This is a genomic window from Halovulum marinum, assembly GCF_009697225.1.
GTDB classification, from domain to species: Bacteria; Pseudomonadota; Alphaproteobacteria; order Rhodobacterales; family Rhodobacteraceae; genus Halovulum; species Halovulum marinum.
In genome coordinates, this window is the sequence record NZ_WIND01000004.1 from 23,020 (window position 1) to 49,122 (window position 26,103).

At 73.3% G+C, this 26,103-nt stretch carries 20 protein-coding genes and 1 pseudogene; 7 read left to right on the forward strand and 14 right to left on the reverse strand.

The window, feature by feature from the left end; translation table 11 throughout:
- The first annotated feature begins 17 nt into the window (after window positions 1–17).
- On the forward strand, window positions 18–671 hold the full coding sequence (locus GE300_RS07350; RefSeq protein WP_154445911.1) for a thermonuclease family protein: 654 nt from the start codon (window positions 18–20) through the stop codon (window positions 669–671).
- A gap of 4 nt (window positions 672–675) precedes the next feature.
- On the opposite strand, the gene GE300_RS07355 is transcribed toward GE300_RS07350, so the two are convergent.
- The 4 genes from GE300_RS07355 to GE300_RS07370 all read right to left on the reverse strand — a co-directional run bounded on the left by GE300_RS07355 (window position 676) and on the right by GE300_RS07370 (window position 6,275).
- Window positions 676–2,694: an NADPH-dependent 2,4-dienoyl-CoA reductase gene (locus GE300_RS07355; RefSeq protein ID WP_325063144.1), complete on the reverse strand. Its 2,019-nt coding sequence runs from the start codon at window positions 2,692–2,694 to the stop codon at window positions 676–678.
- Window positions 2,695–2,727: 33 nt separating this feature from the next.
- Window positions 2,728–3,387, reverse strand: coding sequence for a hypothetical protein (locus GE300_RS07360; RefSeq protein WP_154445912.1), 660 nt, complete (start codon window positions 3,385–3,387; stop codon window positions 2,728–2,730).
- Window positions 3,368–5,101 carry a dihydroxy-acid dehydratase gene (gene ilvD / locus GE300_RS07365; RefSeq protein ID WP_154445913.1) on the reverse strand — a complete coding sequence of 578 codons (1,734 nt, stop codon included), beginning with the start codon at window positions 5,099–5,101 and terminating at the stop codon, window positions 3,368–3,370. The genes GE300_RS07360 and ilvD overlap by 20 nt, the downstream gene beginning before the upstream one ends.
- Window positions 5,102–5,525: 424 nt before the next feature.
- On the reverse strand, window positions 5,526–6,275 hold the full coding sequence (locus GE300_RS07370; RefSeq protein WP_154445914.1) for a helix-turn-helix transcriptional regulator: 750 nt from the start codon (window positions 6,273–6,275) through the stop codon (window positions 5,526–5,528).
- Between the two features lie 107 nt (window positions 6,276–6,382).
- Between GE300_RS07370 and GE300_RS07375 the strand changes: the two genes are divergently transcribed.
- From GE300_RS07375 to GE300_RS07385, 3 genes are read left to right on the forward strand one after another with little or no spacing between them, the layout of a single operon-like run.
- Window positions 6,383–7,324, forward strand: coding sequence for a CPBP family intramembrane glutamic endopeptidase (locus GE300_RS07375; protein WP_154445915.1), 942 nt, complete (start codon window positions 6,383–6,385; stop codon window positions 7,322–7,324).
- Window positions 7,325–7,366: 42 nt separating this feature from the next.
- The gene (accD, locus tag GE300_RS07380; protein ID WP_154445916.1) at window positions 7,367–8,383 is read left to right on the forward strand and encodes an acetyl-CoA carboxylase, carboxyltransferase subunit beta; all 1,017 of its coding nucleotides are present in this window, start codon (window positions 7,367–7,369) and stop codon (window positions 8,381–8,383) included.
- Complete coding sequence (locus GE300_RS07385) at window positions 8,380–9,648, forward strand: bifunctional folylpolyglutamate synthase/dihydrofolate synthase (RefSeq protein WP_325063145.1); 1,269 nt, start codon at window positions 8,380–8,382, stop codon at window positions 9,646–9,648. Before accD ends, GE300_RS07385 begins: the two co-directional genes overlap by 4 nt.
- Window positions 9,649–10,269: 621 nt before the next feature.
- Here GE300_RS07385 and trxA read toward each other — a convergent pair.
- From trxA to regB, 8 genes are all read right to left on the reverse strand, one after another.
- Window positions 10,270–10,590, reverse strand: a complete 321-nt coding sequence (trxA, locus tag GE300_RS07390) for a thioredoxin (protein WP_154445917.1) — start codon at window positions 10,588–10,590, stop codon at window positions 10,270–10,272.
- A 65-nt stretch (window positions 10,591–10,655) separates the two neighbouring features.
- Window positions 10,656–13,985, reverse strand: coding sequence for a double-strand break repair helicase AddA (gene addA / locus GE300_RS07395; protein WP_154445918.1), 3,330 nt, complete (start codon window positions 13,983–13,985; stop codon window positions 10,656–10,658).
- Complete coding sequence (gene addB / locus GE300_RS07400; RefSeq protein WP_154445919.1) at window positions 13,982–16,909, reverse strand: double-strand break repair protein AddB; 2,928 nt, start codon at window positions 16,907–16,909, stop codon at window positions 13,982–13,984. Before addB ends, addA begins: the two co-directional genes overlap by 4 nt.
- Window positions 16,902–17,597, reverse strand: a complete 696-nt coding sequence (locus tag GE300_RS07405; protein WP_325063146.1) for a nucleotidyltransferase family protein — start codon at window positions 17,595–17,597, stop codon at window positions 16,902–16,904. The genes addB and GE300_RS07405 overlap by 8 nt, the downstream gene beginning before the upstream one ends.
- A gap of 7 nt (window positions 17,598–17,604) precedes the next feature.
- The gene (locus tag GE300_RS07410) at window positions 17,605–18,645 is read right to left on the reverse strand and encodes an aminoglycoside phosphotransferase family protein (RefSeq protein ID WP_325063147.1); all 1,041 of its coding nucleotides are present in this window, start codon (window positions 18,643–18,645) and stop codon (window positions 17,605–17,607) included.
- Window positions 18,642–19,133 (reverse strand): tRNA (adenosine(37)-N6)-threonylcarbamoyltransferase complex ATPase subunit type 1 TsaE, encoded by a 492-nt coding sequence (gene tsaE / locus GE300_RS07415; RefSeq protein WP_325063148.1) that lies wholly within the window; start codon window positions 19,131–19,133, stop codon window positions 18,642–18,644. Before tsaE ends, GE300_RS07410 begins: the two co-directional genes overlap by 4 nt.
- 80 nt (window positions 19,134–19,213) lie before the next feature.
- A complete protein-coding gene (locus tag GE300_RS07420) occupies window positions 19,214–20,722 on the reverse strand; it encodes a PAS-domain containing protein (RefSeq protein ID WP_154445921.1) in 1,509 nt (502 codons plus the stop codon).
- A gap of 85 nt (window positions 20,723–20,807) precedes the next feature.
- Window positions 20,808–22,247 carry a sensor histidine kinase RegB gene (regB, locus tag GE300_RS07425; RefSeq protein WP_154445922.1) on the reverse strand — a complete coding sequence of 480 codons (1,440 nt, stop codon included), beginning with the start codon at window positions 22,245–22,247 and terminating at the stop codon, window positions 20,808–20,810.
- A gap of 94 nt (window positions 22,248–22,341) precedes the next feature.
- Here regB and GE300_RS23850 point away from each other — a divergent pair.
- Window positions 22,342–22,767 (forward strand): annotated as a pseudogene (locus GE300_RS23850) (SCO family protein); the annotation flags it as partial.
- A gap of 155 nt (window positions 22,768–22,922) precedes the next feature.
- Here the strand turns inward: GE300_RS23850 and GE300_RS07435 are convergent.
- Complete coding sequence (locus GE300_RS07435) at window positions 22,923–23,684, reverse strand: SDR family oxidoreductase (RefSeq protein ID WP_154445924.1); 762 nt, start codon at window positions 23,682–23,684, stop codon at window positions 22,923–22,925.
- A 76-nt stretch (window positions 23,685–23,760) separates the two neighbouring features.
- Window positions 23,761–24,258, reverse strand: a complete 498-nt coding sequence (locus GE300_RS07440; protein ID WP_154446125.1) for an Lrp/AsnC family transcriptional regulator — start codon at window positions 24,256–24,258, stop codon at window positions 23,761–23,763.
- Window positions 24,259–24,396: 138 nt separating this feature from the next.
- Between GE300_RS07440 and cysG the strand changes: the two genes are divergently transcribed.
- Window positions 24,397–25,794, forward strand: a complete 1,398-nt coding sequence (cysG, locus tag GE300_RS07445) for a siroheme synthase CysG (RefSeq protein WP_154445925.1) — start codon at window positions 24,397–24,399, stop codon at window positions 25,792–25,794.
- Complete coding sequence (locus GE300_RS07450; protein ID WP_154445926.1) at window positions 25,794–26,102, forward strand: DUF2849 domain-containing protein; 309 nt, start codon at window positions 25,794–25,796, stop codon at window positions 26,100–26,102. Before cysG ends, GE300_RS07450 begins: the two co-directional genes overlap by 1 nt.
- Window position 26,103 lies beyond the last annotated feature (1 nt).

The window sequence follows — 26,103 nt, forward strand, 5'->3', positions numbered from 1 at the left end:
ATCGGAAGGGGCGAGACATGCGGAAATTTGTCCTGGCCTGCGCGCTGGCGCTGGCCACCGCGCTGCCGGCGGCGGCGCAGCAGGTGCGGGTGATCGACGGCGACACGTTCGAGATGGACGGCCGCCGGATCCGGCTGCTGAACATCGACGCGCCCGAGATCGGGCAGACCTGCCGCGACGCCGCCGGGCAGGCGTGGCGCTGCGGCGAGGCCGCCGCGAACGCGCTGCGCGCGCTGGTGGCCCGCGGCCCGGTGCGCTGCGCCGCCGACGACGTGGATCTCTACGGCCGCGATCTGGCGCACTGCACCGCCGGCGGCGCGGACATCGGCGGCGCGCTGGTGGCGCAGGGTCTGGCGGTGGCCTTCGTGCGCTACAGCGACGAGTACCTGGACGCCGAGATCGCCGCCTTCAAGTCCGGCAAGGGCATGTGGGCGGGCAGCTTCGTGCGGCCCGAGGTGCATCGCCGCACCGCCTGGTCGACAAGCGCCGGCGAGGCGCCGCGCGCCGACTGCCCGATCAAGGGCAACATCAATTCCAAGGGCGAGCGGATCTACCACACGCCCTATTCGCGGCACTACGGCCGCACCAAGATCGACGAAGCGCGCGGCGAGCGCTGGTTCTGCACCGAGACCGAGGCGCTGGAGGCCGGCTGGCGCGCGCCCTACTGGTGACGCGCTACAGCCGCGCCGCCAGCCGCGCGCCCTGGTCGATGGCGCGCTTGGCGTCCAGCTCGGCCGCGACGTCGGCGCCGCCGATCACATGCGCCGGGCGGCCCCGCGCCAGCAGCGCGTCGGCCAGCGCGCGCTCGGGCTCCTGCCCGGTGCACAGCACGATCGTGTCGACCTCCAGCAGCTCGGTCGCGTCGCCGCGGCGCAGCCGCAGGCCGGCCGGCTCGATGGCCTCGTAGGCGACGCCGCCCAGCATCCGCACGCCCTTGGCGCGCAGCGCCGCGCGGTGGATCCAGCCGGTGGTCTTGCCCAGCCCCTTGCCGGGTTTCTGCGCCTTGCGCTGCAGCAGCGTGATCTGCCGCGCCGCCGGTTCCGGCCGCGGCGCGGTCAGCCCGCCGCGGTCGCGCCAGGGGCGGCTGACGCCCCATTCCCCGGCCCATTCGTCGGGGTGCAGCGTGGCGCTGTCGCCCTGCTCGGCCAGGAAGGTGGCGACGTCGAAGCCGATGCCGCCGGCGCCGAGGATGGCGACGCGCCGGCCGACCTCCGCGCCGCGCAGCAGCACGTCGGTGTAGCGCAGCACCTGCGGCGCGTCCTGGCCCGGGATCCGCGGATCGCGCGGCACCACGCCGGTGGCGATCACCACCTCGTCGAAACGCTCCAGCATCTGCGGCGTCGCCCCGGTGTTCAGCCGCAGGTCGATGCCCAGCCGGGCGACCTCGGCCTGATACCAGGCGACGAGGCCGTGGAACTCCTCCTTGCCGGGGATCCGCCGGGCCATGTTCAGCTGGCCGCCGATGCCGGCCGCGCGCTCGAACAGCGTCACGCGGTGGCCGCGCTCGGCCGCGACCATGGCGGCGGTCAGCCCGGCCGGGCCGGCGCCGACCACGGCGACGGCGCGGGGCGCGCGCGCCGGTTCATAGACCAGTTCGGTCTCGTGGCACGCGCGCGGGTTGACCAGGCAGGTCGACACCTTCATCTCGAAGGTGTGGTCCAGGCAGGCCTGGTTGCAGGCGATGCAGGGCGCGATCCGCGCCGCCTGCCCCGAGCGCGCCTTCGCGACGAAATCCGGGTCCGCCAGGAACGGCCGCGCCAGCGAGACCATGTCGGCGCAGCCCTCGGCCAGCACGTCTTCGGCGACCTGCGGCGTGTTGATCCGGTTCGAGGTGATCAGCGGGACCCGGACCTCGCCCATCATCCGCCGGGTCACGTCCGCGAAGGCGCGGCGCGGGACGCTGGTGGCGATGGTCGGCACCCGCGCCTCGTGCCAGCCGATGCCGGTATTGATGATCGACGCGCCGGCGGCCTCGATCGCGCGGGCCAGCGTCACCACCTCGTCCCAGGTCGAGCCGTCGGCGATCAGGTCGATCATCGACAGCCGGTAGATCAGGATGAAATCCGCCCCCACCGCCTGACGGCAGCGGCGCACCACCTCGACCGGCAGGCGCATCCGGTTCTCGTAGGCCCCGCCCCAGTCGTCGGTGCGCTTGTTGGTGTGCGTGACCAGGAACTGGTTGAGGAAATAGCCCTCGGAGCCCATCACCTCGATCCCGTCATAGCCCGCCTCGCGGGCGCGGGCGGCGGCGGTGGCGAAATCGTCGATCTGCTTGCGGATGCCTTCCTCGTCCAGCTCGGTCGGGGCGAAGGGGCTGATCGGCGATCTGACCGGCGACGGGCCGACCGCCTCGGGCGAGTAGGCATAGCGGCCGGCGTGCAGGATCTGCATGGCGATGCGCCCGCCGTCATCGTGCACCGCGTCGGTGACGCGGCGGTGGTTGGCGATGTCCCGGGCGCCGAACAGCCCGGCGGCGCCGGGCATCACCGCGCCCTCGCGGTTCGGAGCCATGCCGCCGGTGACGATCAACCCGGCGCCGCCGCGGGCGCGCGCGGCGTAGAACTCGGCGATCCGGCCCCAGTCGCCCAGCTCCTCCAGCCCGGTGTGCATCGAGCCCATCAGCACCCGGTTGGGCAGCGTCACATGGCCCAGGTCCAGGGGCGCGAACAGGTGCGGGTACAGATCGTGCGTCACGCGGGGGGCTCCTTCCGGGGTCCGAGGGCGCAGTTAGCCCGGCGCGGCGCCCCCTGTCACCGGCGACGCGGCGGCAGGTGCCGCCACGGCATTCGCGCCGAGCGTGCGCACCACCAGCTCGCTGAGCACCCGCTGCGCCTGCGCGTCGCTGAGCGCGGCGTCCGAGAACCCGGTCAGCGAGGCGCTGACCAGCCGCGGGCCGGCGTCGAAGAACACGCGCCAGAACTCGGGCGCGGCGCCGGGCACCGGCTGCGGACCGGTGTCGCGGATCTTGACGAACAGCGCCTCGGGCGTGCGGCTGCGGGCGCGGATGCTGACCGCCTCGGGCCGGCCGCTCTTGCCCAGGGTCAGCAGGCCGGGGCCGGTGACGAAGGCCTCGAGGTCGGCCAGCGTGCCGGGCAGATCGCCGGTGGTCACGCTGACCGTCAGCACGCCGGGCAGGCCGGGGCCGGTCGCGGCGACCTCGCCGATCACGGCGCAGTCGGTGATCAGCATGAAGCCCCCGGCGCGGCCGACGTCCAGCGAGGCCGGGTCGACGCACAGACCCTGCGGCGCGACGATGGTGACGGTTTCGCCCAGCACGCGCACGTCGGCGCGGTCGGGCGCCGGCAGACTGGTGGCGCAGGCCGCCAGCAGGGCGACCAGCCCCGCCAGCGCGCCGCGCCGCAGCGGATCACAGATCGGCGTAGACATGCGCCTCGTGCGCGCCACCCGGATGGGTGACCGCGCCCTTGTGGGTCGCGCCGACCAGCTGCGCGTACTTCCACAGCGCGCCCGAGGTGTAGATCGTCTGGCGCGGGCCCTTCCAGTCGGCCTTGCGCTGCTCCAGCTCGGCATCGCTCAGATCGACGCTGATCGTGCCCTTGACCGCGTCCAGGGTGATCACGTCGCCGTCCTTCAGCAGCGCGATCGGCCCGCAATGCGCCGCCTCGGGGCCGACGTGGCCGACGCAGAAGCCGCGGGTCGCGCCCGAGAACCGGCCGTCGGTGATCAGCGCCACCTTCTTGCCCATGCCCTGGCCGGACAGCGCCGCTGTGGTGGCCAGCATCTCGCGCATGCCGGGGCCGCCCGAGGGGCCCTCGTTGCGGATCACGATGACCTCGCCTTCCTCGTACTCGCGCGCCTGCACGGCGGAAAAGGCGTCTTCCTCGCACTCGAAGACGCGGGCCGGGCCGGTGAACACCATCTGCTCCTCGGTCATGCCGGCGACCTTCACGATCGCGCCTTCCGGCGCCAGGTTGCCCTTCAGCCCCACGACGCCGCCCCATTTCGAGATCGGCGTCTCGACCGGGTAGATCACCCGGCCGTCGGCCTCGCGCTCGACCTTGTCGATCTCCTCGCCGATGGTGTTGCCGGTGACGGTCATGCAGTCCTCGTGGATCAGGCCCGCCTTGCGCAGCTCCTTCATCACCACCGGCACGCCGCCGGCCTCGTACAGGTCCTTGGCGACGTAGGCGCCGCCGGGCTTGAGATCGACGAAATAGGGGGTGTCGCGGAAGATGTCGCAGACGTCGTCGAGGAAGAAGTCGATCCCGGCCTCGTGCGCGATAGCGGGCAGGTGCAGGCCGGCGTTGGTCGAGCCGCCGGTGCAGGCGACGACGCGGGCCGCATTCTCCAGCGCCTTGCGGGTGACGATGTCGCGGGCGCGGATGTTCTTCTCGATCAGGTGCATCACCGCGGCGCCCGAGGCCTCGGCGTACTGGTCGCGGCTTTCGTAGGGCGCCGGTGCGCCCGAGGAATTGGGCAGCGCCAGGCCGATCGCCTCGGACACGCAGGCCATGGTGTTGGCGGTGAACTGGCCGCCGCAGGCCCCGGCCGAGGGGCAGGCGACCGCTTCCAGCTTTTCCAGCTCGCAGGTCGACATGTTGCCGGCCTGGTGCTGGCCCACGGCCTCGAACACGTCCTGCACGGTGACGTCCCTGCCGTTCAGCCGCCCCGGCAGGATCGAGCCGCCGTAGATGAACACCGACGGCACGTTTAGCCGCACCATCGCCATCATCATCCCCGGCAGCGACTTGTCGCAGCCGGCCAGCCCGACGATGGCGTCGTAGGCGTGGCCGCGCATCGTCAGCTCGACCGTGTCGGCGATCGCCTCGCGGCTGGCGAGCGACGAGCGCATGCCCTCGTGGCCCATGGCGATGCCGTCGGTGACGGTGATGGTGGTGAACTCGCGCGGGGTGCCGGCCATCGACTTGACGCCCAGCTTGACCGCCTGCGCCTGGCGGCTGAGCGCGATGTTGCACGGCGCGGCTTCGTTCCAGCAGGTCGCGACGCCGACGAAGGGCTGGTGGATCTCGTGCTCGGACAGCCCCATCGCGTAGTAGTAGGACCGGTGCGGCGCGCGGGCCGGACCCTCGGTCACGTGACGGCTGGGCAATTTTGACTTGTCGTAGCGGCTGGCGTCCATCGGGCGGCCTCCCTAAGGCGAAATGCGATGCGCGTCAGGATTAGGTGAGCGACAGGGAAAGCACAAGCGGCGGTCAGGCGCGGCAGGACGGCTGCGGGTCCCCGTTGGGGGTCGGGGACCCGCGCCTGATACCCTGAACCCGCTCGGCGTGAACAGGGCCCAGCTTAGCGCCACAACGAAAATGCGGTGCACAAGCAATTGCTCGACAGGCCTGCCGCGCGGCTGCCCGCGACGGGGCAACGGCCAGAAGCAAACCCGCAGCCGGCCGGTTTGGGGAGGTGGCCGGGCGACGGGTCCGACGTGTCTAGCGAAGCGGGCGCACGGGTGAAATACACGCAGGCGGTGCCGCGCGATCGCGTGTCATCCGGGGCTGTGTCGGAATTCAAGGCCGGTTGCGGCCCCGCAACGGCGGCTCGGCGCGGGTTCAGTAGCCGCGGATCAGCCCGCTGCCGATCGCCTTGACCACCGCCGAGATCCGGTCGGTGGTGCCGAGCTTGTAGAACACGCGCCGCAGGTAGGCATCGACCGTGTGCGGCGAGATCTGCATGATCTCGGCGATCACGTTGTTGCTTTTGCCGCGCGCGACCCAGCCCAGCAGTTCGCGCTCGCGCGTCGACAGCAGCGGCATCTCGGGCAGGTTCTGGCGCAGCAGCCGGCAGTAGCGCAGGTGCGCCGCCTGGCAGGCCAGCTGGTGGCGCGACATCTCCGCCCGCCCGATCGAGCGTTCCGGGTCGGACAGCCCCAGCCCGAAATAGCCGTTGCGCCCGCCCGGCCCGAACGCCGGGATCGCCAGCCCGTCGCCGCCGCGGGATTCGAGCAGTTCGAGGATCCGCAGTTCGGGCTTGGTCATCTCGCGCAGCTTGCGGATGTCGCCCCAGCGGAACGGCTCCTCGGCGCTGACCGCCTGCGCCGGGATCGGGTCGGTGCGGTACATCTTCTCGGCGATGTAGCGGCGGCTCCAGGCCTCGTCGTAGCCGGACGCGGCGACGCGGATCTTGTCCTCGTCCGGCGCCCCCAGCGGCGGCAGGTGCTGGTAGCAGATGCTGGTAAAGCCCTGGCTGCGGAAAAACTCGATCGCCGCGTACCACAGCGGTTCGGTCCATGTCGCTTTCGCACATGACTCGAGGAACCCGTCCAGCCGACAGCTGGTTCCGACACCGATACTCTGGCTCACATTTCGTCCAGGCAGTCGAATTTGCTGATCCGGATTATTTTAGCACGGGAGCTTATCGTTTGATATGGCTACCCGCGCCGATTGTACCAGCCAACCCGGAGCAACGCATGACCACGCCGCTCGACAACTACCGTACCGAGGTGGCGCCGCTGCGCGACCGCGCCCAGATCTGGCGCCTGCTGGTGGGCCTCGGCTTCGCCGCCGGCGGCCAGGTCGCGGCGACGCTGGTGATCTTCGCCGCCTTCGCCGGCATCGTCGCGCTGGGCGGAGTCCCGTTCGGCCAGGCGCTCGACCAGGCCGGCGCGCTGCGCTCGCCCGGCTCGCTGATCGCGGTGCTGGCGACCTTCGCCGGCGTCACCGCGGGGCTGTGGCTGGCGATGCGCCTGCTGCACCGGGCGCCGCTGGGCGCGGTCACCGGCACCGGCGGGCGCCTGGACGGCAACGGCTTCGCCGTCGCCGCGGCGCTGTTCCTGGCGCTGGGCCTGGTGGCGGTCCTGCTGACGCTGCCGTTCCAGGGGCTGCAGCGGAACCTGGATCTCGGGCGCTGGGTGATCTGGGTCGGGCCGGCGCTGCTGGTGACGTTCATCCAGGTCCACGCCGAGGAACTGGTGTTCCGCGGCTACCTGCAGGCGCATCTGGCGTCCCGGTTCCGCAGCCCGGCGGTGTTCATCGGGGTGCCGGCGCTGATCTTCGCATCGGCGCACCTGCCCAATGCCGCGGCGTTCGGCGCCAATGCCTGGCTGGTGCTGCTGGCGCCGCTGATGATCGGCCTGATGACCGGGCACCTGACCGTCCGCACCGGCAATCTGGGCGCGGCGGTGGGACTGCATTTCGCCAACAACACGCTGGGGCTGCTGCTGGTCGCGGTGCCCGGACCGTTCGGGCAACTGGGGCTGTTCCAGCACCCGTTCGATCCGGCCGACGTGGCCACGGTGCGCCCGTTCATCCTGGGAAACCTCGGCTTCCTGCTGCTGGCCTACGGCGCCTTCCTGGTGCTGGTCCCGCCGCGCCGCGCCGGATTGCAACACTCCGCCGAGGTGTTTAAGTAACCGCCAGCCCACGGCCCGGAACGACAACGGAGGCAGCCGGGAATGAACTGGATATCGAATTACGTCCGGCCCAAGATCAACTCGCTGTTCTCGCGCCGCGAGGTGCCCGAGAACCTGTGGACCAAGTGTCCCGACTGCGGGCAGATGCTGTTCCACCGCGAGCTGGCCGACGCGCTGAACGTCTGCCCGAACTGCAACAGCCACATGTACATCTCGCCCCGGCGGCGATTCGAGGCGCTGTTCGACGGCGGGCTCTACATGGACGTGGCGGTGCCCGAGCCGCTGGCCGACCCGCTGCACTTCCGCGACAAGAAGCGTTACGCCGACCGGCTCAAGGACGCCCGGCGCGAGTCCGAGGCGCCCGACGCGATGCTGGTCGCCGAGGGCGAGATCGGCCGCATGAAGACGGTCGTGGCGATCCAGGACTACAAGTTCATGTCCGGCTCGATGGGCATGTACGTCGGCAACGCGTTCATCGCCGCGGCCGAACGCGCCGTCGCGCTGAAGTGCCCGCTGGTGGTGTTCACCGCCGCCGGCGGCGCGCGCATGCAGGAGGGCATCCTGTCGCTGATGCAGATGCCCCGCACCACCGTCGCGGTGCAGATGCTGAAAGAGGCCGGGCTGCCGTACATCGTCGTGCTGACCCATGCCACCACCGGCGGCGTCACCGCCAGCTACGCGATGCTGGGCGACGTGCAGATCGCCGAGCCGAACGCGCTGATCTGCTTCGCCGGCCCCCGCGTCATCGAACAGACCATCCGCGAGACCCTGCCCGAGGGCTTCCAGCGGGCGGAATACCTGCTGGATCACGGCATGCTGGACATGGTGGTCGACCGCAAGAGCCTGCGCCGGGAACTGGGCCGCGTGCTGCACCTGCTGATGAAGGCGCCGCCGATGGTGGCCGGCGATCTGCCGCCGCCGTCCGAGCCGGCGCTGCCGCCCGCCGAGCCCGCCGCCGAGCCCGCCGCCGCCGGGCCTGCCGCCGCCGGGCCTGCCGCCGACACCGCCGCCAAGGCCCCGGACGCGCCCGCCCGGGCTGAAGGGGCCGAAAAGCCGTGAGCCCGGACTCCAGCGACACCCTGCTGTCGCGGATGATGCAGCTGCATCCCAAGGTGATCGACCTGTCCCTGGGGCGCATGAGCCGCATCCTGCGGGCGCTGGGCAACCCCGAACAGCGGATCCCGCCGTCGGTGCTGATCGCGGGCACCAACGGCAAGGGCTCGACGCTGGCGATGATCCGCGCCGGGCTCGAGGGCGCGGGCAAGACCGTGCACACCTACACCTCGCCGCATCTGGCGCGGTTCCACGAGCGCATCACCGTCTCCGGCCAGATCATCGGCGAGCAGGAACTGACCGAGATCCTGGCCGAGTGCGAGGTGGCGAACGAGGGCCGGCCGATCACCTATTTCGAGATCACCACCGCCGCCGCCTTCCTGGCGTTCTCGCGCGCCGAGGCGGACTACACCCTGCTCGAGGTCGGGCTCGGCGGGCGGCTGGACGCGACCAACATGGTGGTGCCGAGGGTGTCGGTGATCACCCCGGTCTCGGCCGACCACCAGGCGTTCCTGGGCGACACCGTGGCGCAGATCGCCGGCGAGAAGGCCGGCATCCTGAAATCCGGCGTGCCCGCCGTGATCGCGCCGCAGGTGCCCGAGGCCGAGGGCGTGATCCTGGCCGCCGCCGAGCGCCGCGGCGCGCCGCTGTCGCTGGCCGGGCGCGACTGGCAGATCTGGGAGGAGCACGGCCGCGTCGCCTTCCAGGACGAGCGCGGGCTGCTGGACCTGCCGCTGCCCCGGCTGATCGGCGCGCACCAGGTGACCAACGCCGGCACCGCGCTGGCCACCCTGCGGCTGCTGGACGAGGGCGACCCGGAACGGGCGCTGACCGAAGCGGTCTGGCCGGCGCGCCTGCAGCGGCTGAAACGCGGGCCGCTGATCGACATGGCGGGACCGGCCGAGCTGTGGCTGGACGGCGGCCACAACCCGGCCGCGGGCCACGCGCTGGCCGAAGCGGTCACGCGGCTGAGCCCGCGGCCGCTGCATCTGGTGTGCGGAATGCTGAAGACCAAGGACGTGCGCGGCTACCTGACGCCGCTGGCGCGGGTCGCCGAAAGCCTGCACGCGGTCACCATCCCCGGCGAGACCGCGACGCTGCAGGCCGAACAGACCGCCGCCTTCGCGCGCGAGGCCGGGTTCACCGAGGTCCGCACCGCGCTTGGCGTCGAGCGCGCGGTCGCCGACATCGTCGCTGCGGACCCCAGCGCGCGGGTGCTGATCTGCGGCTCGCTCTACCTCGCCGGCACGGTCCTGCGGCAGAACGGCTGAGCCGGATCAGGGCCCCGAAAAAGCAGCGGACCGCCGGAAACAGGTAACCGGCGGCCCGTACACGCGGCTTGGTCTCAAATCACACGTCCGCTCACGCCGCGCTGGCGGACACCACTCTACACAAAAACGCGTTCCGCCGATGCGTCGCGCCCCCACGCGATGCAGCCCGCTTACGGGCCTGACGGCACTCGTTACTCACCGACCCTTGGCGAAGCGCCGGTCCCAAACTCCGGGTCCGCTCAGGGATCACGTTCTCAAACGTCGCCGGCAGCGGATTGTTCCTGTTAAAGGTGCGAAAAATTTATCGACAGTTAACTTAGAGCGGAATGAACCGACTGCGCCGCAACCGATGTGCGATTTCGGGCACCCGAGGCTCGGGCCGCGCGCCGGCCGCTGGAAGCCAGGTATCTGAAAATAGATGTAAATTTTTGGCGCGACGCGGATCCCATGTGCCCGCCGGGCGCGCTGGCGGAATTCCGCCGCCGCGGCCGGCCGGACGCTGGTGCAGCGATGCCGCGCCCGCCCGCTGCCCGGCCGCGGCGGCGCAAAAAAACGCCTGCCGGGCGTCACCCGGCAGGCGCGGCTGTCGATCCGGATACCGCGCCAGAGGCGCGGTTCGGTTCAGATCGAATCCTCGATCCAGCCCTGCAGCGCGGCCTTGGGCGCGGCGCCGGTCTTGTTCGACACCACCTGGCCGTCCTTGAACAGGAACAGCGCCGGGATGCCGCGAACGCCAAGCTGGCTGGGCGAGGCCGGGTTCTCGTCGACGTTGACCTTGGCGATCTTCACCTTGCCCTCGTACTGCACCGCCAGTTCCTCGAGCGCCGGGCCGATCTGCTTGCACGGGCCGCACCATTCGGCCCAGAAATCCACCACGACGGGGATATCGGAATTCACCACCTCGGCCTCGAAGGTGCCGTCGGTCACTTTCACAGTCGCCATTGCTGGCCTCCAAACTCTTTGCGTCTCGCGTCAGGCACAGAAGCTATGGTCGCGCCCCCCGAGGGTCAATAAGCCGCGTGCGTCCTTCGTATCGCGGTCACGGCATCGTGGTCCAGCTCGGTCAGCCGGCGGGCGCCGGTCCACAGCACCGCCGCGCGCACCGGGCGGCCGGGATAGATCTCGGCCAGCGCCAGCGCATAGAGCGCCAGCTGACCGGCGTAGGCCGGCGGCAACGGCGCGCCCGGCGGCGGCGGGCTGGCGTCGGTCTTGAAGTCGATCGCCCACACCGTCTCGGGGGTGACGATCAGCCGGTCGATCTGGCCGCGCAACTTCCGTCCGCCCAGGCTGGCCAGCCGGCCCGTCAGCGGCACCTCGGCCAGCGCCCCGGGCGCGAAGATCCACGCCAACGCGGGGTCGGCCAGCAGCGCCTCGGCCTCGGCCAGCAGCGCGGCGCGCGCCGGCGCGTCCAGATCCGGCAGCAGCGCCGCCGCGCGCGCGGCGCGGGCCTCGGGCGCGGCATGCGGCAGATGCTCCAGCAGCAGGTGCAGGTGCAGGCCGCGAGCGCGCGCCTCGTCGGCGGTCAGGGCGCCTGCGGGCAGGTCCGGGTCCGCTTCGTGCTCGCCGCCGTCGCGCGACGGGGCGAGCGGCGTCTCGGGCGCGGGCGGCGGCGCGGCGGCGATGGTGGCCCAGGCCGGCAGCGGTTCGGCGGCCGGCGCGTCCGCCACCGCAGCGACCGCCGCCGACGGACCCTCGTCCCAGTGCTCGGCCAGCACCCGCGCGCCGTCGGCGGTCTCGCCCGCGCCAAGCCGGTCCATCGCCTGCGCCACCGCCGCGTACCACGCCTTGTCCGGATCGTCGGGCTGCTTCGGTCCCGCCCCGGCGACGATCAGCCAGCGCTCGGCGCGGGTCAGCGCGACATAGAGCAGACGCCAGCGCTCCTCGGCCTCCTGTGCGGCGCGCACGTCCTCGGCGGCCTGCAGCGCCGGCGGGCGCTCGGCCCTGGTTCCGGCCAGCGCGGCGACGCCGGGGCCCAGCGCACGCAGCGGCGCGCCACCGGCGCGGTTGCCGCGCGGCACGTCGGTCTCGGGCAGGATCACCACCGGCGCCTCCAGCCCCTTGGCGCCGTGCACGGTCATCACCCGCACCTCGCCCGCGCGGCTGTCCAGCTGGCGCTTCACCTCCGGATCGCCGCTGCCCATCCAGTCGAGAAACCCGGTCAGCGTCGGCGGCTCGACCCGCTCGTAGTCGAGCGCCAGGTCGAGCAGCGCGGCGACCGCCTCGTCGGCCTCGGCGCCCATCCGGGCGCGGATCCGGGCACGGCCGCCGTGGCGCACCAGGATGCGCTGCAGCATCTCGTAGGGGCGCAGGAAGTCGGCCCGATTGCGCAGATCCTCCCACAGCGCCCAGGCCTGCGGGAAATCCGCGCGCCGGGCGCGCAGCGCGCGCGCCAGGGTGCCGGTGCGGCCGTGCGCCAGACGGAAGAGATCGGCCTCGGACAGCGCCATCAGCGGCGAGCGCATCGCCTCGGCCAGCGCCAGATCGTCGGCATCGGTGGCCACCGCGCGCAGCAGCGACAGCAGGTCCCGGACCGCCAGCACCTCGGCGATCTTCAGCCGGTCGGCGCCCGCCACCGGCACGCCGGCGGCCTTCAGCTCCGAGATCAGCGCGCCGAACAGGGTGCCGCGGCCGCGCACCAGGAACAGGATGTCGCCGGCGGCGACCGGCCGGCCGGTGCCGGGCAGCGGACGGCCCGCCGCCAGCAGATCGCGCACCCGCAGCGCCAGCTGCCGCGCCAGCGCCAGCCGCGGATCGGCGGCCTTGGGCTGGTCCACCGGCAGGTACCAGGGCTCGGGCGCGCCGGGTTCGTCCGGGGTCAGGAACGGCAGCAGCTCGACCCGGCCGGGGCGCGCGTCGTGGAACGGCACGTGTTCGGCCGCGCCGCCCTGCGCCGGCGCGCGGCCGTCGAACACCGCGTCCACCAGCCGCAGGATCGGCGGCGCCGAGCGGAAGGAATGCAGCAGCGCGCACTCCTGCAGTTCCAGTTCGACGTCGTGCAGCGCGTCGGCATAGCGCTTGCGCTGCAGGCCGAATTCCCGCGGTTCGGCGCCCTGGAAGGAATAGATCGACTGCTTCTCGTCGCCGACGACGAACACCGTGCGCGCCCGCTGGTGCGCGCCCTCGCCGGCGAAGAACTCGCGGGTCAGCGCGTCGATCACCGCCCATTGCGTCCGGCTGGTATCCTGCGCCTCGTCGACCAGCACGTGCTCGATGCCGCCGTCGAGCCGGTAGCGGATCCACTCGGCCGCGTCCGAGCGGGTCAGCAGCGCCAGCGCCTTCTCGATCAGGTCGTCGAAATCCAGCGCGCCCAGCGCCTGCTTGCGGGCGTCGTGCGCGGCGATGTAGGCACGGGCAAAGCGGGTCAGCGCGCGGGCGCAGTCCACCGCGCGGACGGTGCGGGCGTGGTCGCGCAGCGCCACAAGGGCGTCGGCGATCCGGGCCAGCAGCGCCGGCGCCTCGGCCAGCGCCTTGCTGGTGGCGGCGGTGCACATCGTCTTGAGCGGCGTGCCGTCCTTCTTCAGGAAACCGGCGCAGACCAGATCGCCGGCCGGGTCCTCGCCCTTGCGCAGCGCGACCAGCGCGGCATGGGCGTTCCGGTCCGACTTGCCGCCCGCCGCCGACAGCGCCGACAGCAGCGCCTCGAGCCGCGCCGCGGCGATGCCGTGCAGCGGCGCCGGCGGCGGGTCGCCCAGCCCGAAGGCGGCGGCGATCGCCGGCGAGGCCGGCTGGTGGGCGAACCGCCGGCGGTGCTTCAGGATGTCCCGCAGCAGGCCGTCGATGGCAAACTCCAGCGACAGGATGTGCGGGGCCAGCGCGGCGAACCCGCTGGCCGGGTCCTCGGCCAGCTCCTCCAGCAGGGTCTGGCGCAGCTGCAGGCCGCGCCGGTCCTCGAGCACCTCGAACTGCGGCGAGACCCCGGCCTCGAGCGGAAAGCGCCGCAGCAGCGCCTCGCAGAACGCGTGGATGGTCTGGATCTTCAGCCCGCCGGGGGTTTCCAGCGCGCGGGCGAACAGCGTCCGCGCCGCCGCCAGGTCGCGGTCCGAGATGCCGCGGGCACTTTCGTCAAGCTGGTGCAACTCGGCGCGCAGCGCGGCGTCGTCCAGCATCGCCCACTTGCCCAGGCGGGCGAACAGGCGGTTCTGCATCTCGCCCGCCGCCGCCTTGGTGAAGGTCAGACACAGGATCCGGCGCGGGTCGGTGCCGCGCAGCAGCAGCCGCGCCACCCGGTCGGTCAGCACCCGCGTCTTGCCCGAGCCGGCGTTCGCCGCCACCCAGGACGAGGCGTCGGGCCGGGCGGCGCGCACCTGCGCCTCGGTCGCGGCGTCGCGCCCGCTCATGCCACGTCCTCCGCGGTCCAGGGATCGCCGTCCGCCCACTCGCCCCGGCGGGCGAGCTGGTCGTAATCGCCGCTGTCGCGCAGCAGCCTGGGCCGCAGCCGGGCGGGGTACGGCAACTCGCCCGACTGGTAGGCGGCGACCATCTCGCGGAACCGGTCCCAGGTTTCGTTCAGCGAGTCGGTGTCGCAGGCGAAATCCAGCTCCTGCCCCTTCAGCCCGATCAGCTGCAGCGCCGCGACCGCCCGCGGCAGGTGCCCCCGGAACCCGCCGCGCAGGGCGATCCCGGCTTCCAGCGGCAGTTGCTGGTTGAACTGCGCCGCCTCGTTCCGCGATGGCAGGTTGCCGGTCTTGTAGTCGTAGATCGCCACCGCGCCGCTTTCGTCCCGGTCCACCCGGTCGGCCTGCGCGCGCAGGCGGAACGGGCGCGGCAGCGGCGTGACCGCCACCTCGCCCAGTTCCTCGTGCAGCCACGGGCTGGCGACGGCGCGCCGCGCGGTTTCGGTTTCGGCCAGCCAGGGCGCGATGCCGGCCAAGCGCTGCCGCCAGATCACCCGCGAGGCGGGCCAGGGCACCGCGGCGGCCATCTCCTGCGCCGCCAGCCGGGTCAGCAGCGCCGCGGCGTCCGCGGGCAGCGCCGCGCGGGTCTCGTCGAGGAAGCGCGCCATCACCGCGTGCAGGCTGATGCCGCGCAGCAGCGCGTCGGCGGCGCGGGCCAGCGGCGGCAAAGGCTTCAGGCGCAGGATGTTGGCGGCATAAAGCGCGTAGGGGTCGCGCACCAGCGTCTCGATCCGCGTCACCGACAGCGATTCGGGGAACGCCTGCCCCGGCGGGCGTGGCGCCGGCCGGGGCGCGGGCGGCAGGCGCGGCGCGTCGTCCAGCCGCGCGGCGATGTCGAGGTAGCGCGCGCCGCGCGCACGCATCGCCGGCACCGCGCCGCCGGGATCCAGCCCCTCGGCCAGGTTGGTCAGGCGCAGCAGCCAGCGCGCCGGCACGGTCGGTGCCTCGCCGTCGCGCAGCGCGCGCGACAGCACCACGCGCGGCCGGCCCACCGCCTGCTGGAAATCGTGCGCCGACAGCCCGATCTGACGCTCGGGCAGCGGCAGCCCGGAAGCGGCGCGCATGTCGCGCGACAGCCACGGGTCGGGCCGCGGCAGGCGCGGCCAGATGCCCTCGTTCAGTCCGCCGAGGATGGTCAGCGGCGCGGACTGGGTGCGCGCCTCGAGCGTGCCCCAGATCGCCACGCCAGGGTGCGAGCGGTACGGCGCGGGCGGCACCGACACCCCGGCCAGCACGCCGCGCAGCAGCGCCGGGTACTCGCCCGGCTCCAGCGCGCCGCCGGCCTCGGCATGTTCCAGCAGGTCGGCCATCGCCGCCTCGGCCTTGCGGCCGGCGTCCTGCTGCCACAACGGGCCGGGATCGGCGCCGCCGGGGCCGGCCGCCAGCGCGGTCGCCAGCGCCAGGTGGCGTTCGACCAGGGTCCGCAGCGGCGCCGGATCGCGCAGCGGCGGCGCCAGCAGCGGCGCCAGCCAGTCGATCCAGGCGCGGCGCGCCGCGTCGCCCCTGTCGGCCCAGGCGCGCAGCACCTGCGGCGTGACCACCGGGCCGCCGTCGCGCAGCACCTTCAGCTCCAGCGGGCCGACCTGCTCCAGGTGCGCGCCGCGCGCCCCCTGCCCGGCGGCGCACAGCGGATGCTTCAGCAGCGCCGCCAGCGTCACCGGGTCGGGCGGTGCGGTCAGCAACTGCGCGCAAAGCCGCAGGAACGTGCCCGGCGGCGTCAGGTCCAGCGGCCGCCCGGCGCTGTCGTCGGGCACGATGCCCCAGCGGTCGAGCGCCGCCGTCACCCGCCGGGCCAGCGTGCGGTCGGGGGTGACCAGCGCCGCCGGCACCCCGTCCGCGACCGCCTCGCGCAGGATCAGCGCGACCGCCTGCGCCTCGGCCTGCGGATCGGCCGCCTCCAGCAGGGTCAGCCCCGCGGTCGCCGCGCCCAGCGTCGGCGTCAGGCCAGGCCCCTCGGCCAGCCACTGGTCGGTGACCGGCGCCGGGCGCAGCGCCAGCGAGAGCAGCGCCGCGCGCGGCGGGCTGGGCGGCGGCGTGTCGGTCCAGCGCGGCAGCGCCCAGGGTTCCAGCCCGCTGTCGCGGCAGAAGGCGGCCAGCCCGAACTGCGGATGGTCGGCGGCGTGGCGCGGATCGTCCAGCCGCTGCCACACCTGCCGCGGCAGATCGACATCCAGGCCCGGCAGGATCACCGCGCCCTGCGGCAGCGCCGCCACCGTGCGCATGAACCCGGCCGTCGCCCCGCGCGAGCCGGTCGAGCCCGCCACCAGCACCGGGTGCCGCGGCGGCGCGGCCGCCCAGCGCGCGGCGCGGGCGGCCATCGCCAGCACCATGCGCCGGTCGGGATCGGCGCCGGCGGCCTCGGGGGCCTCGAGCACGTCGCGGATCAGCCGCAGGAACGACAGTGCCCGCTGCCAGTGCCCGGCGTCGTCGGGCGCGTCCAGCCCGGCGACGGCACCGAACGCGACGCCCTCGATGTGCATTTCGGACAACAGCTCCGCCAGCCCCTCGGCCAGCGGGTAGGCGGCGGCGCGGCCGGCGGTGTCGGGCGCGGCGGCGATCAGCGCGCGCACCAGCCGGGCCAGCTCCAGCCGGCGCTTCAGCGGCGGCATCACCGGCGGCAGGCCGGCGGCGTCGTCGACCAGTTCGGACAGCGCGCGGATCCGCGGCGGCAGGCCGACCGGGCGATCCTCGAGCAGCGCCAGCAGCCGCCGCCGGGCACGCTCGGTGTTCACCCACAGCTCGATCCTGGCGCAATCCTCGGCCGGCAGGCCGGCGGTACGGGCGCGCAGCCCCGCCAGCACCTCGGCGGCGAAGTCGACGCCGGGGGGCAGGCCGTAGACGCCGGGGGTCAGCAGCGGCTCAGGCATCGGCCAGCAGGCCCTCGGCCAGAGGAATGCTCTCGGGCCGGCCGACGTCGCACCAGTCGCCGTCGTAGACCGCGCCGAACAGCCGCCCCTCGGCCAGCATCGCGTCCCACGCCAGGTTCAGCGAGAACGCCTGCGCGTCGAGCGCCGCCACCGGCGCGGGGTCGATGATCTGCAGTCCGGTATAGACGTATGGCGCGGCGTCGGCGCCGCCGCGCCGCCGCAGCCGGCCGTCGGGCATCAGGAAGAAATCGCCGACGCCGCGGTGGCCCAGCGCGCGCCCGCGCGGCACCAGCAGCAGGCGCGCGCCGCCGGGCACCCCGCCGGGCAGGGCGCGCAGCGGGTTCGGGCCGCGCCAGATCGCGTCCGGGTTCAGCGTCCACACCGGCCCCGCGCCCAGCAGCGGCGCGGCGTGGCGCAGCCCGCCGCCGGTGTCCAGCAATGCGCCGTCCTCGGGCGAGAGCGCGATCCGCAGCCGCCGCTCGGCCGCCAGATGCGCCGCGATCTGCGCGCCCAGGTAGTGCGTGTTGACCACCACCCGGCGCACGCCGCCGGCGACCAGCAGGTCGAGCGCGTGGTCGATCAGCGGCCGGCCGGCGACCGGCACCAGCGGCTTCGGCCGGCCCTCGGTCAGGTGGCGCATCCGGGTGCCGCGCCCGGCGGCGAACAGCATGGCGGTATCGGGGATCACGCCGGCCTCACCCGGACCGCGCGGCGCGCAGCCGGGCCAGCACCTCGGCGGTGGGCGGCGGCAGGTGCGCGGCGACGAAGGCGCGCAGCGCCGCCAGGTCCGGATGGCCCAGGTCGCGCTGCACGTGCGCCCAGACGCGCGGGATCAGCGACAGGTACTGCGGCTTGCCGTCGCGCAGCCACAGCCGGGCGAAGATGCCCACGATCTTCAGGTTGCGTTGCGCGCCCAGCGCGGCGTAGGCGGCGCGGAACGCCTCCGGCGCGGTGTCCGAAGCGGCCAGGTAGCGCGCGATCATCGCCTGCCGCAGCGCCTCGGAGGTGTCACGCCGGGCGTCCTCCAGCAGCGAGACGAGGTCGTAGGCCGGGTGCCCGGCCAGCGCGTCCTGGTAGTCCAGCAGGCCGACCCGTGCGTCGCCCGCGCGCTCCGGCAGCCAGACCAGGTTCTCGGCGTGGTAGTCGCGCAGCACGCAGACCGGCGGCCGCACCGCGTGTGGCGCGCAGGCGGCCTCGATCAGGTCCAGATACGCGGCGCGCAGCGGCGCGGCGGTGGCGCGCCCGGTGGCGGCGGGCAGGTACCAGTCGGTGGCCAGCGCCGACTCGCGCCGGTAGACCGCCGCGTCGTAGGGCGGCAGCCCCTCGGCCGCCTGCGGCAAGCGGTGCAGCGCGGCCAGCAGATCGACCGCGGCGGCGTAGAGCATGGCCTCGTCGTCCGGCCGCCCCTCGAGCACGCGGGCGTAGAGCGCGTCACCCAGATCCTCGAGCAGCAGCAGCCCGGCGCGCGGGTCCTGCGCGCGGATCTCGGGGGCCGACAGGCCGATCCGGCGCAGGCGGGCGGTGACGTCGACGAACGGGCGCACGTCCTCGCCCTTCTCGGGCGGCGCGTCCATCAGCACCAGCGGCGCCGCGCCTTCGGGCAGCAGCCGCTCGTAACGGCGGTTCGAGGCGTCGCCGGCCAGGTGCGCCCGCCGCGCGCCGGCGCCGGGTCCGCCGGCCAGGAAGGCGTCGATCAGCGCGGCGCGCAGGCCTGCTTCGGCGGCGCCCGGCATCATGCGGCGTCGGCCATCGCCAGCGCCGCCAGCGCGGCGTCCCAGCCGCCGCCCGCGGCGCGCACCCGCAACTGGCGCACGTCGTCGGCGGCGGGGTCGGGGCGCAGGTCCAGGCGCAGTGCGCGCGCCGGCGCCGCCTCGCCCAGGCGCTCGGGCCATTCCAGGAACACGATGGCGCGGGTGAACGCCTCGTCGAGGCCCAGCTCGACCAGCTCGTCCGGATCCGAAAGACGGTAGAGGTCGGCGTGCCAGATCTCGACCCCGCCCGCGTCGTAGGCCTGCACCAGCGTGTAGCTGGGCGACGGCACTTCCTCGGGCGTCAGCCCGGTCGACGCCTGACGCGCGCGGATCGCGGCGCGCGCGAAGGCGCTCTTGCCCGCGCCCACCGGGCCGGACAGCAGCACCGCGTCGCCGGGCGCAAGCGCCAGCGCCAGCGCTGCCGCCAGCGACTCGGTCTCGGCCTGCGAGCGCAAGGTTCGGGTTCGGTCCACGCCTGTTCGCCTGTGTGTCATGCCTCGGCGCGGATTCTGACCGGGCGCGGCGCGGGTTTCAAGCGCCTTCGACGCGCCGGTCAGCCGCAGCCGATGCGGCGCAGGGGCTGGGCCAGATCCGGCGTCGGTGCCGCCGCGGCGGGGTCCGGATCGAGCAGCCCCAGCAGTGTCGAGCCGTCGGGCATGGCACTGGCCCGCAACAGCAGGCGGCCGTCGCCGGTCTCGGCCACCGCGGCCCAGTGCTCCTGCCGCTCGGCGGCCAGCGCGAACGCCTTGAACGCCAGCCAGGTCTCGGGATCGGCGCTGGCGGTGCGGGCCGCCTCGGTCAGCCCGTCCAGCCCCGCCGACAGCAGATCGTCCAGCGATTCCCGCCGCATGGCGCGTTCGAACACGTCATTGGTGAACAGCACCCGGCCCGAGCGGTCGAACAGTGCCACGCCCTCGTCCAGCCGCTCCAGCATGGCGTGGCCCAGCTCGATCTCGGCGCGGTAGCGGCGTTCGAGCGTGACGTAGTCCGAGATGTCGTCGAACACGAAGGCGACCGCGCCGCGCGGGTGCGGCCGCGCGGTGACGCGCAGGACCTGCCCCGAGGGCAGCGACCAGTCCTCGTGGTACGGCACCTCCGAGACGGTGGTGGCGGCGGCGGTGATCCGCTGCCGCCAGGCACTGAAATCGGTCTGCTCGGGCACCATCCGCCGTTGCCGCAGCGCCTCGAGGAACTCGCGCAGGCTGGGCCGCATCGCCAGGCCCACCGGGTCGAGGCCGAACAGATCGTGCAGCGCCGGGTTGAACAGGCTCAGCCGGCGCTCGCGGTCGAACACCGCCAGCGCGGTGTCGATATGGGCGAAGGTGTCGGTCAGCGTCGAGGTGAAGCTGTCCAGCGCCTCCTCGGCGCGGATCTGGGCGTCGATGTCCTCGACGAAGATCAGCTGGCCGCCGATGTCCGACGGCACCGTGGTGATCCGGCCCCAGCCCAGCCGGGTGCCGTCCGAGGTGCACAGCTGCGAGGTGCCGTCGCCGCTGGCGATCAGACCCGGGATCGCGCCCAGCCCGCCGGCCATCCGCGCCAGCGGCCCGGCGGCGCGGTTGTGCCAGAGAATGCGGCCGGTCGCGTCGCTTTCGAAGGTCGGCACCGGCGACAGCTCGGACCGGCGCGCGACGGCCTGCAGTTCGTCGACGGTGGCGGCCGCCGCCGTCAGCCGGTCGTGCAGCGCCGCCTCGGCCGGGGTGGCCGGTTCCAGCGCCAGGCAGGCGGTCAGCCCTTCGGTCCGGCCGGTCAGCCGCCACAGGCGCCGGTCCGCCAGTCGGTGATGCTCGACAAAGCCGGTGCCCTCGCCGACCAGCGCGTCGAGCGCGGCGCGCAGTGCGGCGTCCAGCCCCAGCCGGTCGGCCAGGTCCAGCACCCGCATCCCGGACAGCGGCGCCGGATCGACCGCCGCCCCGCCCACCGCCGGCACCCGGCCGCGGGCGCGGTCGACGCGATCGCCGGCGAAGGTCAGCCGGCAGCCGTGCGGGTGCGGCAGCGCCGACCGCCGGTCGCGATCGCGCGGCAGCCGCATCACCGTGCGCAGCAAAGACGATAAAGGCACCGACGGCACTCCTGTACCCGGGTCGGGGGGTTCGTTCCGACGATGCGTCGCGCAGGGTTAACGAACCGTAAACCTGAACAGGAAATTAACTCGGCATTTGCACGGGAAGGTTGTTTCCCAGGGCGCCGCGCGCCGCGTCGGGGGCGACCTCCAGCGCGCCGCGCGGCCAGACCACCTCGACGATCGCGCCACTGGGCCGAGCCCGGTCCGCGGCCGCGCCGCCGGCATCCGGCGGCGCGTCGGCGCCGGTGCCGGTGCCGGTGCCGTTGGTGAAGGTCAGCCGCGCCCCGGTGCGCTCCAGCAGGGTCTTGGCGATGAACAGGCCAAGCCCCATGCCGGCATAGCCGGGCCGTTCGGCGTCGCTCGGGCCGCGCCCGCCGCGGCGGCGCAGGAACGGATCGCCGATCCGGCCCAGCAGGTCGGGCGGATAGCCGCGGCCGTCGTCGCCGACACGCAGGATCAGCTGCTCGTCGCTCCAGTCCAGATCGATCCACACCGTCGCGCGGGCGAAATCCACCGCGTTCTGCACCAGGTTGCGCACCCCGTGCAGCACCTCGGAACGGCGCGCCAGCACCGGTTGCGCGGCCGGCGGCGGCCCCGGCTCGCCGCGCACCCGCAGGATCACCCGCTTGCCGCGCTCGACATGCGGCTCGGCCGCCTCCTCGACCAGCGCCGAGAACGGCGCGTGACGCACATGCAGGTCGTCCTTCCCCGAGCGCCCCATCGCCGCCAGGATGTCGCGGCAGCGTACCGCCTGCGCGCGGATCAGCGCCACGTCCTCGGCCAGTTCCGGGCGGTCCTCAAGCTCGTCGGCCAGCTCGGTCGATACCAGCATGATCGTCGCCAGCGGCGTGCCCAGCTCGTGCGCCGCGGCGGCGACCATGCCGCCCAGCGCGGTCAGCTTCTGCTCGCGCTCCAGCGCCAGCTGGGTCGCGGTCAGCGCCTCGGACATCGAATAGGTCTCGGTCGACACCAGCCGGGCATAGACGCCGATGAAGATGATCGACAGCGACAGCGCCGCCCAGGAGCCGACCAGCAGCAGCGGCGGCACCTGCAGCGCCTGCCCGTCGGCCAGCGTCAGCGGCAGGTGGAACACCGACAGGAACGCCACCGCCGCCAGGCTGAGCGCGCCCAGGATCAGCGTCGCGCCCAGCGTGAGCACGGTGGCCGAGATGATCGTCTGCGCCAGGATCAGCGTCGCGAACGGGTTCGAGATGCCCCCGGTCAGGTACAGCAGCGCGGTCAGCTGCGCCAGATCGTACAGCAGCGTCAGCAGCGCCGCGCGCTGGTTCAGCCGCGCGTTCGCCGGCTGCACCAGACTGGCGCCGACGTTGAACGCCGCCGACAGCCCGATCAGCAGCAGGCACCGGTCCAGCGGCAGCGCGATGTCCAGGTGCCAGGCCGCCACCAGCACCGCCGTCGCCTGCCCGGCCACCGCCAGCCAGCGCAGGTAGATCAGCGTCCGCAGCCGCACCCAGTTGGTGCGCGCGGGGCCGCCGCCCAGCAACCTGTCGAGATACTCCATGCCCCGGTCTTATCCCGGCCCCGAGCGTGACAAAACAGCAATCTTTCCCCTGCGCCGGCGCCCGCGCGATACCACCACGCAAGGGAGGACGCGCATGACGCGCACATTGGCTCTGGCCGCCGGCGCCGCGCTGGCGGCGCTGCTGGCCGGGACCGCGGCGGTGATCTGGCTGCTGCCGCCGAGCGCGCGCTTCGCCGGATGCGGCGGCGGCCGGGCGGCCGGCGGCAGCGCCACCGTCGGCGGCCCGTTCACCCTGCTGGACCAGACCGGCACGCAGGTCATCGACGCCGACGCGATCCAGGGCCTGACGCCGATCTGTTTCGGCTACACCTTCTGCCCCGACATCCGCCCGTTCGACGTCGCCCGCAACGCCGCGGCGACCGACCTGCTGGAGCGGCGCGGCATCGAGGTCACCCCGGTGATGATCACCGTCGATCCCGAACGCGACACGCCGCAGGTGATGGCCCGGCACACCGGGTACATGCACCCGCCGATGATCGGCCTGACCGGCCCGGACGGGCAGGTCGGGGCCGGCAGGTCCGCGTATCGCACGATCACACCACGCCGGCCTGCCCGGTCGCGCCGGACGAGGGCGTGCCGAGCTTCGTCCGCCGCGACATGCCGGCCGAGGAGATGGCCGACGCGGTCGCCCGCTGCGCGCGCAACCTCCGACGGTCAGGCGCTCAGCCCGATCCGCTGCCGGATCGCCGCATCGCGCAGCGACACGTCGGTGCCGGCGAATTCGGCGGCGTCGTCGGTGGCCAGCCAGACCAGCGCCCGCGCCGGCCACTCGGCGGGAATGTGCACCGACGGGTCCAGCTGGCTGACCGGATTGATCCCCGAGGCGCGGATCTTCACCTGCATGTCGGTCGCCACGGTGCCGGGCGACAGGCCGACCACGCGCACGTCGCCCTGCGCCTCGCGGTCGGCGCACTGCGTCAGCATCGCCGCCGCCGCCTTGGCCGCGCAATAGTGGCTCCAGCCCTCCAGCGGGCTGTTCGCAGCGCCGGACGACAGGTTGATCACCACGCCGGACCCCTGCGTCTGCATCACCGGCAGGGCGGCGCGCAGCCCGTGGTAGGTGCCCTTGAAGTTGATGTCGGTGGCATGGGTCCAGGCGGCGGGATCGGAGCGGCCGAGCGGGCCGATCGGCTCGATCACGCCGGCGTTGTTCACGAACACGTCCAGCCGGCCCCATTCGCGGCGCGCGGTCTCGACCAGGGCCCGGACATCGGCCCAGACCGCGACGTCGGCGGCCTGGGCAATGGCGCTGCCGCCGGCCTTGCGGATCTCGCCGGCGATGGTCTCGATCGCCGCGGCGCTGCGCGCGGACAGCAGGACGTGCGCGCCTGCCTTGGCGAACGCCCGCGCGGCCGCGGCGCCGATGCCGCGGCTGGCGCCGGTGATGATGACGGCCTTGCCGGCGAGTTCTGACATATGCGGTTCCCCTTGCGTTTCCCCCTGCGGCGCCGCGCGCCCCCTGGCCCGAGTAAAGGGGATCGCCCGCGCGGCTTCAAGCGCGGTCAGGCCCGGTCTTCTCGGCCACGACGGGCAGCGGCAGCGCGGTGGTGTTCTTCATCTCCTCCATCGACAGGGTCGAGGTGACGTTGAAGATGCTGACCTCCTTGATCAGCGCCCGGTAGAAGTCGTCATAGGCGCGCGGGTTCGTCACCCGCACCTTCAGGATGTAGTCGATGTCGCCGGCCAGCCGGTGCGCCTCCAGCACCTCGGGGCGGTTCAGGATCGCCTGCTGGAACCGCGCCAGCCAGCCGGCGTCGTGCTCGGCGGTGCGGATCAGCACGAAGAAGCAGGCCTCCAGCCCCAGCGCGTCGGGGTCCAGCACGACCACCTCGCGGCGGATCACCCCGGCCGCCTTCAGCTTGCGGATCCGGTTCCACACCGGGGTCTTCGACGCGCCCACCGCGCGCGCCAGTTCCTCAAGCGAGCGTGAGGCGTCCTGTTGCAGCGCATCAAGAATTTTCCGGTCAAGCGCATCCAGCGCGGCAGCCATTCCACGGCCCTCCAGCAAATCGAACGGACGTTCCTTGATGGCCATGATTGCAGGACAATTTCCTTATCTTCAAGCGCATATCGCATGTTTCAGGAATATTTGACTATATTCCCTACTGAACGAGAAGGGATTCCCACCATGCGGCACTTTCCGGTTTTCCTGAACCTTCGCGGTCGGCGCGTCGTCGTGTCCGGTGCGGGGGCGTGTGCCGTCGCCAAGCTGCGCCTGCTGCTGAAGACCGAGGCGGCGCTGGCGGTCTATGGCGCCGACGCCGACCCGCTGGTGCGCCAGTGGGCCGGGCAAGGGCGCCTGACCCTGACCGAGCGCGCGATTTTGCAGGGTGACGCGGACGGCGCGGCGCTGGTCTACGGCGCGAACGAGGATGCCGCCGAGGATGCCCGCGCCGTCGCCATCGGCAAGGCCGCCGGCGCGCTGACCAACATCGTCGATAACCTCGACGACAGCGAGTTCATCACTCCGACCATCGTCGACCGCGACCCGGTGACCGTCGCCATCGGCACCGAGGGCGCGGCGCCGGTGCTGGCCCGCCGGATCAAGGCCGACCTGGAGGAACGCCTGCCCGCCGCGCTGGGCCAGCTGACCCGCATCGGCCAGGCCTTCCGCCCGCGTGCCGAGGCGCTGCCGATGGGCCGCAAGCGCCGCAACTTCTGGTCCCGCTTCTACTTCGACCGCGGCCCCGAGGCGCTGACGCAGGGCGAGGACGCCGCCCGGCTGGCGCTGGAGGACCTGCTGTCCGAGGAACTCGCCGCCCGCCCCGAGGTGGGCCATGTCTGGCTGGTCGGCACCGGCCCCGGCGATCCCGAGCTGCTGACGCTCAAGGCCCGCCGCCTGCTGCACGAGGCCGACGTGGTGATCCACGACCGGCTGGTGCCGCAGCCGATCCTGGAACTCGCCCGCCGCGAGGCCGCGGTGATCGAGGTCGGCAAGATCCCCTACGGCAAGTCCTGGAAGCAGGAGGACATCAACGACCTGCTGGTCGCGCACGGCCGCACGTCGCAGGTGGTCCGCCTGAAATCCGGCGATCCGGGCATCTTCGGCCGGCTGGACGAGGAAATGGACGCGCTGGACCGCGCCAATGTCGCCTTCGACATCGTGCCGGGCGTGACCTCGGCCTCGGCCGCCGCCGCCTCGATCAAGGTCAGCCTGACCAAGCGCGGCCGCAACGGCAGCCTGCGGATCCTGACCGGCCACGACGTGAAGGGCTTCGCCGAGCATGACTGGCGCGACCTGGCCAAGCCGGGCGCGGTCGCCGCGATCTACATGGGCGTGCGCGCCTCGGCCTTCCTGCGCGGGCGGCTGATGATCCACGGCGCCGCCGAGGATACGCCGATCACCGCGATCGAGAACGCCAGCCGCCCCGATCAGCGCGTCTTCGCCAGCACCCTGATCGACCTGCCGGACACCCTGGAAGCCGCCGCGCCGCAGGGCCCGGTGATGCTGTTCCTGGGCCTGACACCCCGCGCCGCGGAAATCGCCGCGCGCGAACCCGAATTCCAACTGAGTGAGGCACTCTGATGGCCCGCAAGTTCCTGCCCCAGGTGGCCACCGCCAACGACCTGTTCGAGGGCGACGTGATCTACCTGACCGCCGACAACACCTGGACCCGAGAGCACGCCGAAGCGGCGGTCGCCGAAACGCCCGAGGCGGCCGAGGCCCTGCTGAAGGCCGCCGAGGCGTTCCCGCTGCAGGTCGTCGGCCCCTACCTCGCCGATGCGCAGATCGTCGACGGCCGCCCCGCGCCGGTCCACTTCCGCGAGGACTTCCGCACCCGCGGCCCGTCCAACTACTTCCACGGCAAGCAGGCCGAAAAGACCGAGGCTTGAG